Annotated in this window: 11 protein-coding genes; 3 read left to right on the top strand and 8 right to left on the bottom strand. The window is 52.6% G+C overall.

All coding sequences use genetic code 11. The features are described 5' to 3' along the window. The first annotated feature begins 119 nt into the window (after window positions 1-119). The 3 genes from ACZ2GZ_RS03830 to ACZ2GZ_RS03820 all read left to right on the top strand — a co-directional run bounded on the left by ACZ2GZ_RS03830 (window position 120) and on the right by ACZ2GZ_RS03820 (window position 3,960). Window positions 120-818 carry an ABC transporter ATP-binding protein gene (locus ACZ2GZ_RS03830; protein WP_029594940.1) on the top strand — a complete coding sequence of 233 codons (699 nt, stop codon included), beginning with the start codon at window positions 120-122 and terminating at the stop codon, window positions 816-818. A 5-nt stretch (window positions 819-823) separates the two neighbouring features. Beyond that, window positions 824-3,145: an ABC transporter permease gene (locus ACZ2GZ_RS03825; protein WP_131471892.1), complete on the top strand. Its 2,322-nt coding sequence runs from the start codon at window positions 824-826 to the stop codon at window positions 3,143-3,145. A gap of 86 nt (window positions 3,146-3,231) precedes the next feature. Then, window positions 3,232-3,960: a DUF4261 domain-containing protein gene (locus ACZ2GZ_RS03820; protein WP_241764574.1), complete on the top strand. Its 729-nt coding sequence runs from the start codon at window positions 3,232-3,234 to the stop codon at window positions 3,958-3,960. 60 nt (window positions 3,961-4,020) lie between these two features. Here the strand turns inward: ACZ2GZ_RS03820 and ACZ2GZ_RS03815 are convergent. The 8 genes from ACZ2GZ_RS03815 to pulA all read right to left on the bottom strand — a co-directional run bounded on the left by ACZ2GZ_RS03815 (window position 4,021) and on the right by pulA (window position 15,075). Continuing rightward, window positions 4,021-5,183 (bottom strand): IS3 family transposase gene (locus ACZ2GZ_RS03815; protein WP_470295176.1). Its coding sequence is split into 2 segments (ribosomal slippage): window positions 4,021-4,907 and window positions 4,907-5,183, totalling 1,164 coding nucleotides; the frame shifts between segments, so codons are not numbered across the junction. A 74-nt stretch (window positions 5,184-5,257) separates the two neighbouring features. Further along, a complete protein-coding gene (locus tag ACZ2GZ_RS03810) occupies window positions 5,258-6,061 on the bottom strand; it encodes a DUF5996 family protein (protein ID WP_470295570.1) in 804 nt (267 codons plus the stop codon). Between the two features lie 106 nt (window positions 6,062-6,167). Then, window positions 6,168-6,491: a thioredoxin family protein gene (locus tag ACZ2GZ_RS03805; protein WP_029594936.1), complete on the bottom strand. Its 324-nt coding sequence runs from the start codon at window positions 6,489-6,491 to the stop codon at window positions 6,168-6,170. A 19-nt stretch (window positions 6,492-6,510) separates the two neighbouring features. Further along, window positions 6,511-7,362: a DegV family protein gene (locus tag ACZ2GZ_RS03800; protein ID WP_029594935.1), complete on the bottom strand. Its 852-nt coding sequence runs from the start codon at window positions 7,360-7,362 to the stop codon at window positions 6,511-6,513. 132 nt (window positions 7,363-7,494) lie between these two features. After that, entirely contained in the window at window positions 7,495-7,911 is a 417-nt protein-coding gene (locus ACZ2GZ_RS03795) for an RDD family protein (protein ID WP_241764573.1), read from the bottom strand. Window positions 7,912-7,929: 18 nt separating this feature from the next. Continuing rightward, entirely contained in the window at window positions 7,930-9,003 is a 1,074-nt protein-coding gene (locus tag ACZ2GZ_RS03790; protein WP_029594933.1) for a nitric oxide synthase oxygenase, read from the bottom strand. A gap of 102 nt (window positions 9,004-9,105) precedes the next feature. Continuing rightward, on the bottom strand, window positions 9,106-11,928 hold the full coding sequence (locus ACZ2GZ_RS03785; protein ID WP_029594932.1) for a sensor domain-containing protein: 2,823 nt from the start codon (window positions 11,926-11,928) through the stop codon (window positions 9,106-9,108). A gap of 225 nt (window positions 11,929-12,153) precedes the next feature. Further along, window positions 12,154-15,075, bottom strand: coding sequence for a type I pullulanase (gene pulA / locus ACZ2GZ_RS03780; protein ID WP_029594931.1), 2,922 nt, complete (start codon window positions 15,073-15,075; stop codon window positions 12,154-12,156). Between the last annotated feature and the right edge of the window lie 17 nt (window positions 15,076-15,092).

Genomic DNA, 15,092 nt, shown 5'->3' with positions numbered 1-15,092 from the left:
ACAGGTGAAGCGGTTTCACTATTTTTTCAAAAATCGAATTCCCTTGAAGTTTCACATATTCCCGTCCACAATACGCCTGAAACGGGTAAAAGATAGCATCGGACAAAGGAGGAATCGGCATGATTCACATCGAGCACGTCAATAAAATCTATAAGACCGGGGATGTCGAGACGGCGGCGCTTAAAGACATCGAGTTGACGATTCAGGACGGCGCGTTCGTCGTGATCCTGGGACCGAGCGGGAGCGGCAAGAGCACACTGTTGAACGTCATCAGCGGCCTCGACACGGTGACGTCCGGGACGATTACGTTCGGTGATACCGTCCTGACCAAGTTGTCCCCGGAACAAATGACCGCGTTTCGGCGCGACCATCTCGGCTTTATCTTTCAACAGTATAATCTGCTCCAAAACCTGACCGTCTATGAAAACATTCAAATCGGGGCCGATTTATCTGACAACCCGCTCCCAATCGATGAGTTGCTCGAGCAGGTCGGACTGACGGCCGCCCGCGACAAATACCCGTATCAACTGTCCGGGGGCGAGCAACAGCGCGTCTCCATCGCCCGCAGCCTCGCCAAAAATCCGTCCATCGTCTTCTGTGACGAACCGACGGGGTCGCTCGACGAGGACAACTCGAAACGGGTGCTCGAGCTACTCGAACGATTGAACACGACGTACAACAAGACGATTGTCGTCATCACCCATAACACGGGAATTAGCGAGATGGCCGATGACGTCATCAAAATGAACTCGGGTCGAATTATTGAATTGACGCACAACCCGATTAAACGATCTGCTCGTGACATCCACTGGGGGTGAGACAGATGCTTTATAAAAATGTATGGAAGACGCTCGCCGGTAAATGGATGCAGCTTCTCGCCATCGCCGTCATCATCGTCATGAGCTCGCTCACGTACACGATGATGTTTTATGGCATCAGCGGCATCGAAGTCCCGACCGAGGAATATCTTGCGTCATCGAATCAAGAAGACTTTGCCGTCGAGATGCTCAACCGCGTCACCGCGGAAGAAGCAACCGCCCCCGCCCTCGCCGACTTCATCGCCTCAGGTCGATATACACTATCGGACTTGCAACGTGTCGACGAGGCGGCGTTCGATGCGTTGGTCACGGCGCGGATTGATGCCGTCGAGCGTGACATGGGCAACGCGACGCTCGAACTGCGTGCTTCAAAACTGATTAACTATCCCTTCGGCTCGAGTGAGCACCGCGGACTCGTCTTGAAAGAAGCGGACGCCATCAACCTCTCGTATCTCGAAGCGGGCAAGCGCCCCGTGCGAGACGACGAGGTCGCCATCAACGCGAAATACGCCGAGAAGAATGACATTGCCATCGGCGACACGATTGACCTCGGCAGCCCGTTCACGGTGAGCGGGTTCGTCCTGTTCCCGGACTATACGTTGCCGCTGTTTGATGAAAATTACTTTAACCTCGACCCGGGCACGCAGACGCTTCTCCTCATGACGGACAACGCTTACGAGGAAGTGACCGGCACGGAATCGTTCCGTTTGGCTGGTGCCACCGACGGGACAGTCGTGACGGACATTGAGCTCCCGTTCGTCATCTCGGTCATGGAGACGGAGAACATCATGCGTAGCGGCGCGATCTATAGCGAAATCTCGTCCGGTAAAGCGATGGCGCTCGGCTTGAGCTTATTCATCGTCTCCATCGCCGTCATCATCGTCGCCATCTTGATTTCGAACATGCTCGAGGCAGAACGCGGACAAATCGGTCTATTGAAAGCAATCGGGTATAACCGACGCCAAATTGCCATACCGTATCTGGTGCTCATCTTGGTGTTCGCGACGATCATGCTCGTCATCGGCTACTTTCTCGGGCTCTATTTCGCCGAACCGCTCAAAAACCTGTATCTCGATTTCTATCTATTGCCGTCCATCACCATCGCTCAAAGCCCGCTCGTCTTTCTCACGGCCGTCTTCGCCCCGCTCTTCTTCTTCGCCCTCGTCGCAGGGGCGGTCATCTATAAAATCATGGGTGAGAGCGCGCTCGCTTTGTTGTCACCTCGCGACAACGTATCGCTCAACCGCCTCAGTCGGATCGTCAGCCGCATGCTCCGCAACACACGCGGCAAGACGAAGTTCAAATATTTATACGCCGTCAAAAGCACGGGCAGTTTCATCATCTTCTTCCTCGGCATCCTGTTCTCCACCCTTCTCATCGTCTTCGCCCTCATGATGAACGGGGCCGTCGACCGGATGACCGTCGGGGAATTGAATGAGGCCGACTATGCGTATGAGGCGTATACGACGACGCAGCCTACGCTTCGTGACGGACAAGAACCGTTCCTCACCTATCCGTTCGCGTTCGTCGAAGACAAGCTCGTCACGTTGAAAGGGCTCGATGCGACGAACACGCTCGATCGGCTTATAGACGAAGATGGGAATGACTTGACGCCCGCCGCAGACGAGGTCATCGTGAGCGCCTCGCTCGCCTTGAAGCTCGGACTCGAGACCGGGGACACCCTCAAGATCGAACTCGAAGACGAGACGCTGTCGTATCCAATTCGCGGCATCGCGGATGAGTATATGGGGGACACGGTCTATCTATCGCGTGCGGCGCTCAGCGAACAGTTGTCGGACGGGACGACGGACGAGTTGTTCAACGGCATTTACGCGACCGAACGTCCGGACGAGACGGACTATCCGACCATCATCTCTCGGAGCGGCCTCATCGAGCAGTCCCAGTCCATCAATGAATATATGAACTTGATGATGAACGTCATGATCGGCGGGTCGGCATTGATCGCCTTCAGTATCCTGTTCGTCTTGACGGCGCTCACGGTCGAGAAAAACTATTACGTCATCTCGCTGTTGAAAGTGATGGGCTATGACCGTCGTGAGGTCCGTTCGATGATTTTGAACAGCTATTTCATGTACGCGCTCGCCTCTGCGCTCCTCAGCATCCCGATCGCCCTCCTCATCTTGCGGGTCATCATCGTCGTGTTCGCAGAAGATTACGGCCTCGTCCTGCCGCTCGAATTTGAATGGGTGTACGTGCTGTATACGCTCGGCGCGGTGACGCTCCTCTTCTTCGCGAGTACGTTCATCAGTCGTCGGAAAATCGATCAAATCCCGTTACAAGAAGTATTGAAGACATATCAAGAATAATTTGTCGCCAAATAGGGCATAATAAGAGAAGAGACCGGGCCTCTCCCTGTGAGGGGCCTGACTATTAGAAGAAGAGGATGATTCTTATGAACCGTACACAAGTATTGCTCGCCATCCCAGGAAACTGGTCATCGGGCGAGGCAGTCAGCGAACAAATCAGTTTACATAGCGAAGGCTACACGATGGCAGGCCTATTGCTGTTAGAAGACGAGACTGGGAAAGCATTCACGGTCGAAGTCGTCGAGCGCGACCCTGCCCTCGCCGAGGCGATGATTCACGCCAGTTCAGGTGGCTTCACGCCGAAAATCGCGAAAGGGCTCGCCCGCCATACGCACATCGTCTATTTGATTGTCGACGTCAATGACGTGTCAGACATTGCGGCGGCGCGCCGTGCAGCCAACGCCATCTTGAACGCCGGCGGCCTCGGCGTCATGGTCGAGACGGCTGGTGTTGCCTACTCGAAAGACGAATGGCAGGAGTCGAAAGAAGAAGATCTCGCCCTCGACTACTCACTTCTGACGGCCATCACGGAAGAAGAAGACGCCTACGTCTCGTGGGGCATGAAAGCGTTCGGTCACGCCGACGTCGCCGTACCGGCCACGCTCGAGATTGAAGACGCGATTCACGTCGTCCACTCGTTCAACTTCCACCTCATATCGGGTGGTTCGATGTTCGGAGACGGAGACAGCTTCACGTTCGAGGACGGCAAGACGTTCACGGTCGAGATGGGTGAAGACGAGCGGACGTCAATCGACAATTTGCTCCATAACCCGTTCGGCTTGATTTACCTCGTGCCACAAGTCGCAGCAGAATAAAAACAAGGGCTCACAGATAGACTGACCTAGCGAAATGAGACACTAATAAAAACACCTTGATTAGGCTGCCATCCCACCGTATTTTATCGGTGTGAGGTAGCCTAATTTTTCTTGGATACGTTCTTCGTTGTAGTAGGTCAAGTAATGGTTCACCCGTTCATGCACTTCCTGGTCGCTTAACGAGTTGAACTTGACGTACTGGAAGCCCTCAGACTTCAAGTTCGAATGGAATGATTCGATCACCGCATTATCCCAACAGTTGCCTCTTCGAGACATGCTGCTCGTCAGATGGCTCCTCTTAACGAAATCTTGAAAGGCATATGAGGTATAGACACTTCCTTGGTCCGAATGGATGATGACCCCTTCGGGGTTGTTCCGGCTTTCCAACGCCTTCTTTAACGTATCGATGACAAGGGGCGTCTGTTGATGCTCGTACAACTTATAGGCAACGATCTCATTGTTGAATAGGTCGATGATGGTCGAAAGATATTTCGTCGTGCTCCCGTATTGGATATAGGTGATGTCCGTCACCCACTTCTTATTCGGTTCACTGGCCGTGAAGTCTCGTTTGAGAAGGTCAGGTGCGATGATGATGCTCTCACCCTGAGACCTCCATTTTCGTTTGGGTTTGATCCGACACTGGAGATGGTGCTTTTTCATGATTCTCTGTACGGTGTTCCGGTTTGCTGTTAACTCATAGTTTTGCTCTAACAGGGCCTTTATCTTTCGATGTCCATATCGATATTTCGTATTCTTACATACTTCGACGATTGCTTGCTCTAGCACCGAAGGGTGCTTCACCGGTTCTCTGACCCAACGGTAATAGGTTGCCCGTGGCACGTCTAGGACACGTAGGATCGTCGTGATCGTATATTTCCTCTTCAGGAGTTCTACAGTCTTTAGGATTACTTCTTTCTCAACTCTCTTTCGATCTCCATGAATTTTTTTAAGATTTCGTTCTCCGTCTTCAGGTGGGATAGTTGACGCTCTTTCTTGTCATCCTCGCTGGCGGAATCAGGACCAAGTCCGTAGGTGTACTGCTTCCCGATCGGCTGGTCAAATCGATAGATTTCATTGGACCGATACCATCTCATCCATGTGTGGATCTGGGACTCACTTTTGATTCCGTGTTTCTCCATGATTTCTCTATTCGTCAACTCACCGCTCAGTTTGTCTTTCACCACTGCCCATTTCACTTCACTTGAATATACGTTTTTGCCCACGCAAAAACACCTCCGATGCTAGCACTTTTTTAAAGTGTACCACTGCGAAGGTGTTTTTATATTGTCTCAAAAATTTAGGTTAGCCCAAGACTTTCGTCTGTGGGCCCTTGTTTTGGTTGCGGCGGCATATCGAGCGGCAAGAAATAATGCGCGCACCCTTCCCATCCGAGCTGTTCACTCAACAGGTCGAACGATGTCCGGAAGAACGCTTGGACGTCACTTGACCGGTCTACTTTCTCCAGCGACAGAAAACATTCGCTCATGTTGGCGTCGTAGTAGGCGTCCGCAGGTTGAAGCCGTTCCGAGGCGAGCTCGGAGTATTGAAACGGATACGGCAAGATAAAGAACGTCGGCACGTCGACGGACGCATCCCCGAGCCAAAACCCGAACTCAATCATGTGCTCATCGAACGCCGCCTTCTCAATCAGTTTGTCTTCCAGGAACGGCTCGGACTTCCCATAGACGATCATCGACGAGACGTCGAACGTGCCCCAAAACAAAGCCGGTTTCACTTTCCGGCATCGGAGCGGGGCGAGAAACGTCGCTTGTTCCCGTGCGGCATATTGGAACAAACGCAGCCCTTTCAGCGCGGCATCGGCATCGTAAGCGAGCGGCGCCTCATCCCGGTCCAAGTATCTGAGTTCTCGCATTTCCTGCGTCTTCGGATTGAGCTCGAGTCGAACACCGGACGCTTGAAGCGTACCGATGATTTCCATGTAATACGTTTTGAGCGTTTTCCCGTTCTCAAGCGGGAACGTGACGTGGGCCCACTGTGGCTCTTGCGGGGCCAGCCCGAGTTTGATTTTCCCGAGAATTTGCGAGACGAGATGGAGCGTGAGCTTCGTGTCGGCCCAGTCGGAGTGGCGGATCAGATTCATGAGCGTTTCCCCATTTCTTCTTTCGTACAAGTGACGCAACTACTATCCTGATTCCCCGTCCCCAACGCGAACAATCAAAAAAGTCCACAGACGTATGTCTGTGGACTTAGCTGCGCATCTCTTGGAGACGTTCGAGTTGATGCGTCAGCTCGCCGATCGGGACGAACCGGGCGCGACGGAGCGTCTCTTTGCCGTCGAGGAAGAACAGGACGACCGGTACGGTGAAAATCGAGTAGGCACCGGCAATTTCCGGCACCTGATCCGAATCGATGGCGACCGCCTCGATATCGGGGAACTCCGTCAACATCTCTTCGACTTGCGGTTTGAGCGAGTGGCAGACGCTACAGGTCGGATGCGAGACGTAGACGAGCAATTGGTCCGAGTCCGCAATCCGGTCTTGTAACGCCGTGAGTGTGGTGACAGCTTCCATCAAACTCCCTCCTTTATGGTTACGCGTCGAGCCAGAGAATGCCGACCGTCTCAAAGCCTGCGTGGACCGCAATCGACGGACAGAAACGCGTCTTGACGATTTCAATGTCTGGCAACTTCGCTTGGATGAGCGCGACGATATTGTCCTGCATCTCTGGAGCGAGCGCCGTCTGAACGAAGACACGGTTGTTATGAATGCCGTTCGCGGCGTGACGACGTTCGAGCTCTGTCACCATCTCGGCGTAGGCTTTCTTGAGCGACCGTGCTTTTTTGAACGGGATGACTTTCCCCGTCTCATCGAGCGTGATAATCGGTTTGATGTTAAGGATGTTGGCAAGGAACATCTCGCCTGACGAGACGCGACCCCCGCGGCGCATCGTTTCCATGTTGCCGATAATCATGAAGAAGTTCTTCTTGTCACGCCACGCTTCGAGCAAGGCGACGATTTCTTCGACCGACTTACCTTCAGCCTCGGCGGCGAGACCGAGACGGACGAGTTCTTGCTGCTCCTCGAGCGCTGCGTGCGAGTCGACCGTGTACACTTTGAAGTCGGCCGCTTCGGCCGCCGCACTCGAGTTTTTCACGGTCGAGCTCAAGCCGTTCGAGCAATGGACGGCGATGGCGCAGTCATACCCTTCTTCTTTCAAACGTTCATAACGGGCGATGAAGTCACCGAAGATCGGCTGTGACGTCTTCGCTTCTTTCTTTTGGTCGATCATATAGCGATGCAAGTCTTCGAGCGACAAGTCCACTTCGCTGTAGCCGCTGCCGTCGACGATCAATTGAATCGGGACGATATCGACACCGAGACGGGCCGCCTCTTCTTTCGAGAAATTGGCCATACTATCGGTAATCCATGCGATTTTGGTCATAACAAAAATCCTCCAATGGTCGTTCAATTTTTTCCTAACTCATTATACCTTATTTTTCGAAATCCTTCCTTTCTGACTGATTCGCACGAAAAAGACAGCCCGACTCATCGTCGCGCTGTCTTCGGCTTCGACTCATCGTGTCGAAATCAATTTTGTATGGGCAAACTCATCGTGCGGCAATTCCATGTCTTTGCCTGACTTGATTTGTTGCAACGCTTTTAACAACGGGAGACCGAGCGTGGCCGGATAGACGACATCTTTATACAACGTCCGCTTCACGACTTGTTCGAGCGAGAGCGGTCGACCGTCTTGACTGACGACTTTAATCCCGACGACTTGGTCACCGATCGTCTGGCCATTTTTGTTGAGCAGGAAGTACACTTCCCCGGCCATTGTCACGAGCGTCGGCAAATAGTAACGTTTCACTTCTTTTCCAGGAAACAACTTTTGCCGAATCGTCTTCTCGACGAGTTTCGCTGGGGTTTGAAAAATGAGTTGATCAATTTGACTAGCAACGGCACGTTTCCAAATTGGGACTGCCACGTTCATCATCCTCTCGTTTCGGTTCTAGGCTTTAGATTCCTCTTTTGCCTTCGCTTGAAACGCCGAAAACGGACAACCCGAACGCGCGAACAAGTTGGGCGTCACAATTTTGTCATCATAATGGCGGTGGAACACGTGCGTCGCGGCGGGTGACAGCGGCGGGATGAGCCAGCTCCATTGGCCGGTCACGTCGCGCCCTGCGTCCTGTTCGTTCTTCTCGAACCGTTTGAACTGTTTTGCCGCCGTGTGGTGGTCGACAATCGTCACCCCGGCCCGCTCGAACGACTGCAAGACAGCCACGTTCAATTCGACGAGAGCCCGGTCGCGCCAAAGCGTCCGCTCTTTCGACGTGTCGAGGCCGAGCGACGCGCCGACGAGCGGCAAGAGATTATAGCGGTCCGTATCGGCTAAGTTACGCGCCCCAATCTCGGTCTCCATATACCAGCCGTTGAACGGGATTGATGTGAAGCGCTGGCCACCGATTTCAAGCTCCATATCGGCGATAGCCGGGACGGCGTGCCACTTGATTGTGCGTCCGTCGAACAAGTCGTACGCCTCATGCCGAATCTCGACTTCGAGCACCGCATCATCTGGTAGTTCATAGAGCCGGACCTCACGACCATCCGTAATCAACAGCGGCAAGACGTCAAACTCGGTCCCGGCCCCGCTCCAGCCGAGTCGTTCGGCCTGTCGCGTCATCGTCAAGGATAGCGGGTCGCCAATGATTCCGTCCTCCGTCTCATACGCCGCGTACCGGATGAGTTGCGCGTTCAACAAACGAAACTCATTCGGGAGCACCGTCATCGTCGAGCGAATCTTGCCATCGTTCGTCGCATACCGTAAATGACTGACGAGCGCCTCGAACACGTCGTCGAACGTCTCTGCGTCGCGGGCATCCCGAACGTTCAGCGTCTGCCAAAACAGACGGCCGATACATCGATTCGAGTTGCGCCAGGCGAGTTTTGCCCCTTCCGTCAACTCATCGGTCGTGAGCGTATACGATCCTGTTCGTTCAATCTCATCCGCAATCGTCTGTAGCCGTTTCGAATGATCGCCTTCTAGTTGTGAGAAAAAGTGTCGGGCTACCTGAATGTCCATATTGTCGATCTCCTCTATATAGTCTGTCCCTCTCATCTTAGAGAATATCATAACGGGTTTCTACTTTTAGCGTACAGAAAAAGCGAGCCAATCGGCTCGCTTTCAGTCTGTCTGATCGATCAAGTCTTTCGCTTTTTGAATCGTAAAGCCTCGTGGTTTTTCGCTTTCCAAGGCAGTCAATCGTTTTTCAAGTTCAACCGTCTGTTCATATGACGCCTCATATTGATAGAGGCCATTGGCAAGCTCGGTCAAACGCTTCACTTGAATCGGGAATGGTGCCATTCCATCGTCAAGCAAGATGACGAGGCTGAGATCACTATCAACCGGTAAGCGGATTGACCCGTAAAAGGCGATGGCCTTGAAGCCGCGACGCATGATGACGATTGGTGATGTGCCAACCGCGACGTCTCGATTGCGCAAGCGCGTGATGGTGATGCCCGCATGAATCAATCGACTCGACGACGGTAGCGTCTCGACATACTCTTCGATCGGCGTCAGTGTTCCAGCTTCGAGCGCTTGTTCGAACTCTGACTCTTTGAGCGGACGGCTGAAAATAAATCCTTGAATGACGTGACAGCCAAATTCGCGGAGGCGGAGCAGGTCGTCCATCATCTCGACACCCTCGACGACGACATTCATCCCGAACTCCTCGGCGATGAGGAGTAGACTGCGAATGATTCCTTGGGCCTTCCGGCTTTGGTTAACGTTGTGGGCGAATACCCGGTCGATTTTAATCGTCTGAGCGCTATACGCCTGCAAGTATGCGAGCGACGAGTAGCCTTTCCCGAAATCGTCGAACGCGATCGGGATGCCAAGATCATTCAATCGTTCGAACGCTTGCGTGATTTGTTGGGCGTCTTCTAACAGCGATGTCTCCGAGATTTCGACCTCGAGATAGCTCGCGGGGATATGGTGACGGGCGAGCGTGTCCTCGATCACATGCTCGAAATGCTCTTGATATAAATATTTGGCTGAGACGTTGATTGAAATCGGCACTTTTTTCGGGAGCGTCATCAAATAGCGGCACACTTCTTCAATCAGCCAATTCGTCAGCTCGAGATGAAGGCTGCTCTCCTCTGCGAGGGGGATGAACTCGGCTGGTGAAATCGATCCCCACGTCGGATGCGTCCAACGCATGAGTGCCTCGGCCCCCACGATTTGTCCGGTCCACGCGTTCACTTTCGGTTGATACATTAAATAAAACTCTTTGTTTTGAAGCGCCCCACGCATATCCCGCAGCAGTTCATATCGCTTTAATGACTCAATATCCATTTGTGAGGAATACAGTTCAAGTTGAGCCCCGATTTTCTTGTCGGCTCGGTTCATGGCAATACAGGCGTGTTTAATTAGCTCACTCGCCTGCACCCCGTCTTCCGGATATCGGCTCACCCCAATCGAAATGCGGGCGAATAAGTCATAGACATCAACGCGGAAGCGATGGGTCGAGAGCGTGCCGAGCTTTTTCCCGAGCGCGAGCACTTCGGGATCTTCCATGCGTCGCGGCAAGACGATGAGCACGTTATCCGCATCTAAATGCCCGAGCATGGCGTCTTTCGGCAATAGGCGAATCAATTGGTTCACCGTCGCCACACGCCACTCGTCGCCAAGTTCGTAGCCGAACGTATGATTGATCTCGGCAATCCGATTGAACGATAGCGAGAATAGCGTGAACGGGTCCCGCTTGCGGGTCAAATGATATACCGACTCCGTGATCGACTCACGATTCGGCATGTTTGTAATCGGATCGAGCGAGGCAAGACGCCAAATCTCTTCTTGTTGCTCTTTCAACTGCGTGATGTCTTTGACGAGCGTCCGGAATCCGATGACGTTCCCGCCCGCAGAAAAAATCGGTTCCCGATTCTCTTCGATCCATTTGATGTTCCCTTTGGCGAATATACGATACGAGAACGTCGATGGTTTTCCGTTCAGTGTCACTTCCCGCGCTTGTTTGATTTTTGGAATATCATCTGGAACGACAACTTTTTGCCAGTAATCCGGGTGAGCGTTGAATTGGTCTTCCGTATATCCAAAGATAAGTGAGAAGCCCGGCGTCAAAAACTTGAATTGTTTTGACTCAAAATAGCGCTCAAAAATGACTGAGTCGACAATCTCGCAAAGCTGCCTTACTTTCGACCGTTCTCTCGTCAATTCTTCCTCGGCCGTGACGAGATTCGTCACATCAAACATCGCCCATGTGACGGCTTTGCGATCTTTCGATATACCGACTTTTACAATCAACTCCAAATACTGTTCCACTTTCGGGTTAAAAGCGCGAAGTTGCGTCTCGTATTCAAATTGTTCGGTGTCTTGAAGCAACGTTTCGATTGCCGCCGCGAACGCACCCCGATCGTCTTCATGAATCAATTTTCGAAAATCTTCCCGCTTCATCTCAGCGAGCTGTCGTTTTGTCAAACCAAGCAGTTGTCCGGTTTGCGGAGAGTGGTAGAACGTGCCCGTTTCAAGGTCGAGTTCAATCAAGATGAGTCCAGGGATCCGCTCGAATAGCGATCGGCTCACTTTCATCCGATTGTAACGTTCTCTCAACTCCGTCTGTGTCGTCAAATCTTTGACGACGCCGTAAAGGCCCGTGATGACCCGCCCTGTATAGAGCGGTGTATTTGTGATGGACAGATGTATCGAGCGACCGTCCTCGTTCCGCGCTTGCAGTTCATAATGTACGGTTTCACCTTGGAGCGACCGTTGATGGAACGTCTGGACCCGTTCACTTTCTGTCTCAGGCAACCATGATGCCGGATGGACGAACCGCTCTTCTTCCCCGTTAAAAAGAAGCGACAGTTTTTCATTCGAGTCGACGAGCCTTAACTCTCGATCGAGTACATAGACGGCATCTGGATACTGATCTAACAGGAGCGGATCGATATTGATTCGTTCTCCACGTTCCATTTGTTCAACGTTTGATTCCAATGCATGCTTCCATTGTCGGAAGAAGCCTATTTCCACCACTCCCCGGTGTGACGAACGTCACATGAATGTCGTATTACTTTGATTATATAAGATGGAACCCGTCAAGGAGGCTTCTACTTTTGAAAATAAGGGGAATAATCTCTCTTTTGTACATATTTTGAAATTAATGTCATTATTTCAAGCATCATAAAAGACCACGGCTCAATTGAGTCCGTGGTCTCCCGTTTAACGTTGTTTCACGACGACCGATCCGTAGGCCGGTACATCGACCGTGCCCGAGACGCGTTTAATCGTCTTCGTGCCCGCTTGTTTCCCATCGACGATGAGGTTCCATTGCCCGCTCGGCAATTTCACTTTAACCGTCTTAGCGTTGGCGTTGTGCGTGATGAACAAGTCTTTCTTCTGGCCAGGTGCTTTGTCATCAATCGAGTAGCTGATGACGTTCGCTTCGGCTTTGTAGAATTTCAAGTTTTTCTTCACGTCAACCGCCTTCGTCATGCGGAGACCTGGGTTATCTTTACGCATTTCGATTAAGCCCTTCATGTACTGGACGTCCGCCTTACGGTCGGCGGCCCGTTTCCAGTCCATTTGGTTAATGCGGTCCGGCGATTTGTACGAGTTGTGGTCGCCTTCTTTCGTGCGCATGAACTCTTGACCTGCATGAATGAACGTTGTTCCTTGGCTCGTCAAGAGGATGCTCGACGCGAGACGGTGCATCTTCGTACGGTCCGCTTCCGACGTTTCTGGGTTCGTGAGTTCAAGCTTGTCCCAGAGCGTGTGGTTGTCGTGCGCTTCGACGTACGTGATTGCTTGCGTCGGTTCTTTCGTGAAGCCTTTGATGTCGGCGCTATAATCGATTTCACCGACGATGCCTGTCTTGATGCGGTTCTCAAGGCCGGCTTTCCCGTTGATGAAGCCGTTGTCCGTGTCGATGAAGACACTGCCTTTCAAGCCGTCGCGGATGTTGTCGTTGAAGTGTGCGACGCCTGGCATCTTGTATGCGTTCTTCTGGTTCGCTTTCTTCGCCGGGTCGAGCGGCGTGCTGAGGTCCCAACCTTCGCCGAAGACGAGGATAGATGGATCCACTTTGTTCAACGCCGAACGGACTTGGTTCATCGTCTTGACGTCATGGATGCCCATGAGATCGAAACGGAACCCGTCCCAATGGTACTCTTGCGCCCAATAGACGACCGAGTCGACGATGAGCTTCTGCATCATCTTGCGTTCAGACGCAGTGTCGTTGCCGACGCCCGTTCCGTTCGCGAAGTCGCCGCCCTCTGTGTAACGGTAGTAGTAACCTGGGACGATCTTATGCAAGTTCGACGCCTGCGCATCGAACATGTGGTTATAGACGACGTCCATGACGGCGCGCAAGTTGTTGTCATGGAGCCCTTGAATCATTTGTTTCATCTCACGAATCCGGACTTTCGCATCATATGGATTCGTCGAATACGAGCCTTCCGGCGCGTTATAGTTTTTCGGGTCATACCCCCAGTTGTATGATGCATCCGGTTTCGTCTCATCGACCGAGGCCGTGTTATAGTCGTACACCGGAATGAACTGGACGTGTGTGACACCGAGGTCTTTCATATGGTCGAGGCCAGTCTTTGTGGCTGTCTTCTTGCCGTTGACGAGGAGGCGTGTGCCTGGCTCGACGACACCGAGATATTTGCCTTTGTTTTTAATCCCTGAATCGTACTTGTCTGACGTGACGTCGAAAATCGACAAGTCGCGAACGTGCGTCTCATAGATGATGGCGTCTGTCCGTTTCGCCAATTTCGGCTTCATCGAGTTCCAACGTTTCGGTTTCGTCTCGTTCAAGTCGACGACGACCCCTTGGTCCCCGTTCACACCGACTGCTGTCGCGTACGGATCGACCGCGCGGACGCTGCCGGACGCGTGCTTGACGTTGTACGTGTAGCCGATGCCGTCCAAATCGCCACGGACGTCCGCGACCCATGTGCCGCGCTCGCCACGCTTCATCGAGATCGTCTTCTTCAAGTCTTTATCTGAAGCTGGACGCGTTTTCGGCATGTTCCATAGTTCGAGCTTCACGTCTTGTGCCGTCGGGGCCCAAAGGACGAATTGTGATTTTGACTGCTTGTAAGTCACGCCGAGTTTGCCATCATAGGCGTATTTCGCATCGAACTCCGGTGACCGGAGGACGTCGCCCGCTTGGAGTACTTTATCTCCGAACGTCGGGTGCTTCGCCGTGATGACCGCCGCCAAATCGATGTCTGCACTGAAACGGACGGTGACCGACTTGTCGCCTGACTTCTCAACCGATTCAACGGTCGCACCTTCGACCGTCAATTCGCTCAAGAACTTCTCGTCGATGACGCGGTTGAGCGTGAGCTCCGCTTGACGGAACGTGTCCGCCTCGAATGAGACGATTTTCGGTGAACGATCGATTTCTGGTTCTGAATAGTAAATCGTCGAATCCCCTTCGACGAGCCAAATCTCTTTCGCCGTGCTGAGCGCGAAACGGTCTGTGCCGTCTTTTTCGGCCCATTCGCCTTTTTTCGTGACGAGTCCGATGAGTTTCTTCGCGTCCGGGTTGGCAAACTTCACGTTCGCGACACCGCCGAAGGCGTCCGTCTCATCGAAGTTGATGTTTTGACCGTCGCCACCGTCTGGCCATGTCCAAAGACCCCAGTCCGTGTATGTATTGTCGTAACGGAAGTAATGAACTTTCATATCTACGTCCGTTGCTGCCGTCTCCCCGTCTGGGTTCGACGTATAGATTTTCGAGTCCCCTGACTTGATCCATACTTCGGCAACGCCGTCTTTGATCATATCGCTCGTGATGAAGCGGTCGTTCTCCGACCCTTTATCTTTCTCCCAGTTGTCCGTACGGACGATGAGACCGAGCTTTTCAGGTGAATCGACCGGGAATTCGTAGGCCGCCACCTTTCCGAAATCGTCCTCGCCGTTGAAGGCGAAGGCTTTATTCGGGAAATAATCTGGGTTATTCGCCCAAAGCCATAAGTTCCAATCCGTTTGATTGTCCGGGGCCTCTTGATAGTGAACGACGACGAGCGTCGACTTGCCTTTATCGAGAGCGGACGATGACATCGGAAACATTGAGAACACTAGTGCAAACGTTAGCACAACTGCCCATGCCTGTTTCCATCGCTTGTTGACCATGTGGGTCCCTCCTTGTA

The sequence above is a fragment of the Exiguobacterium sp. KKT215 genome (assembly GCF_055635335.1).
This window is presented reverse-complemented; position numbering and strand designations above follow the sequence as displayed.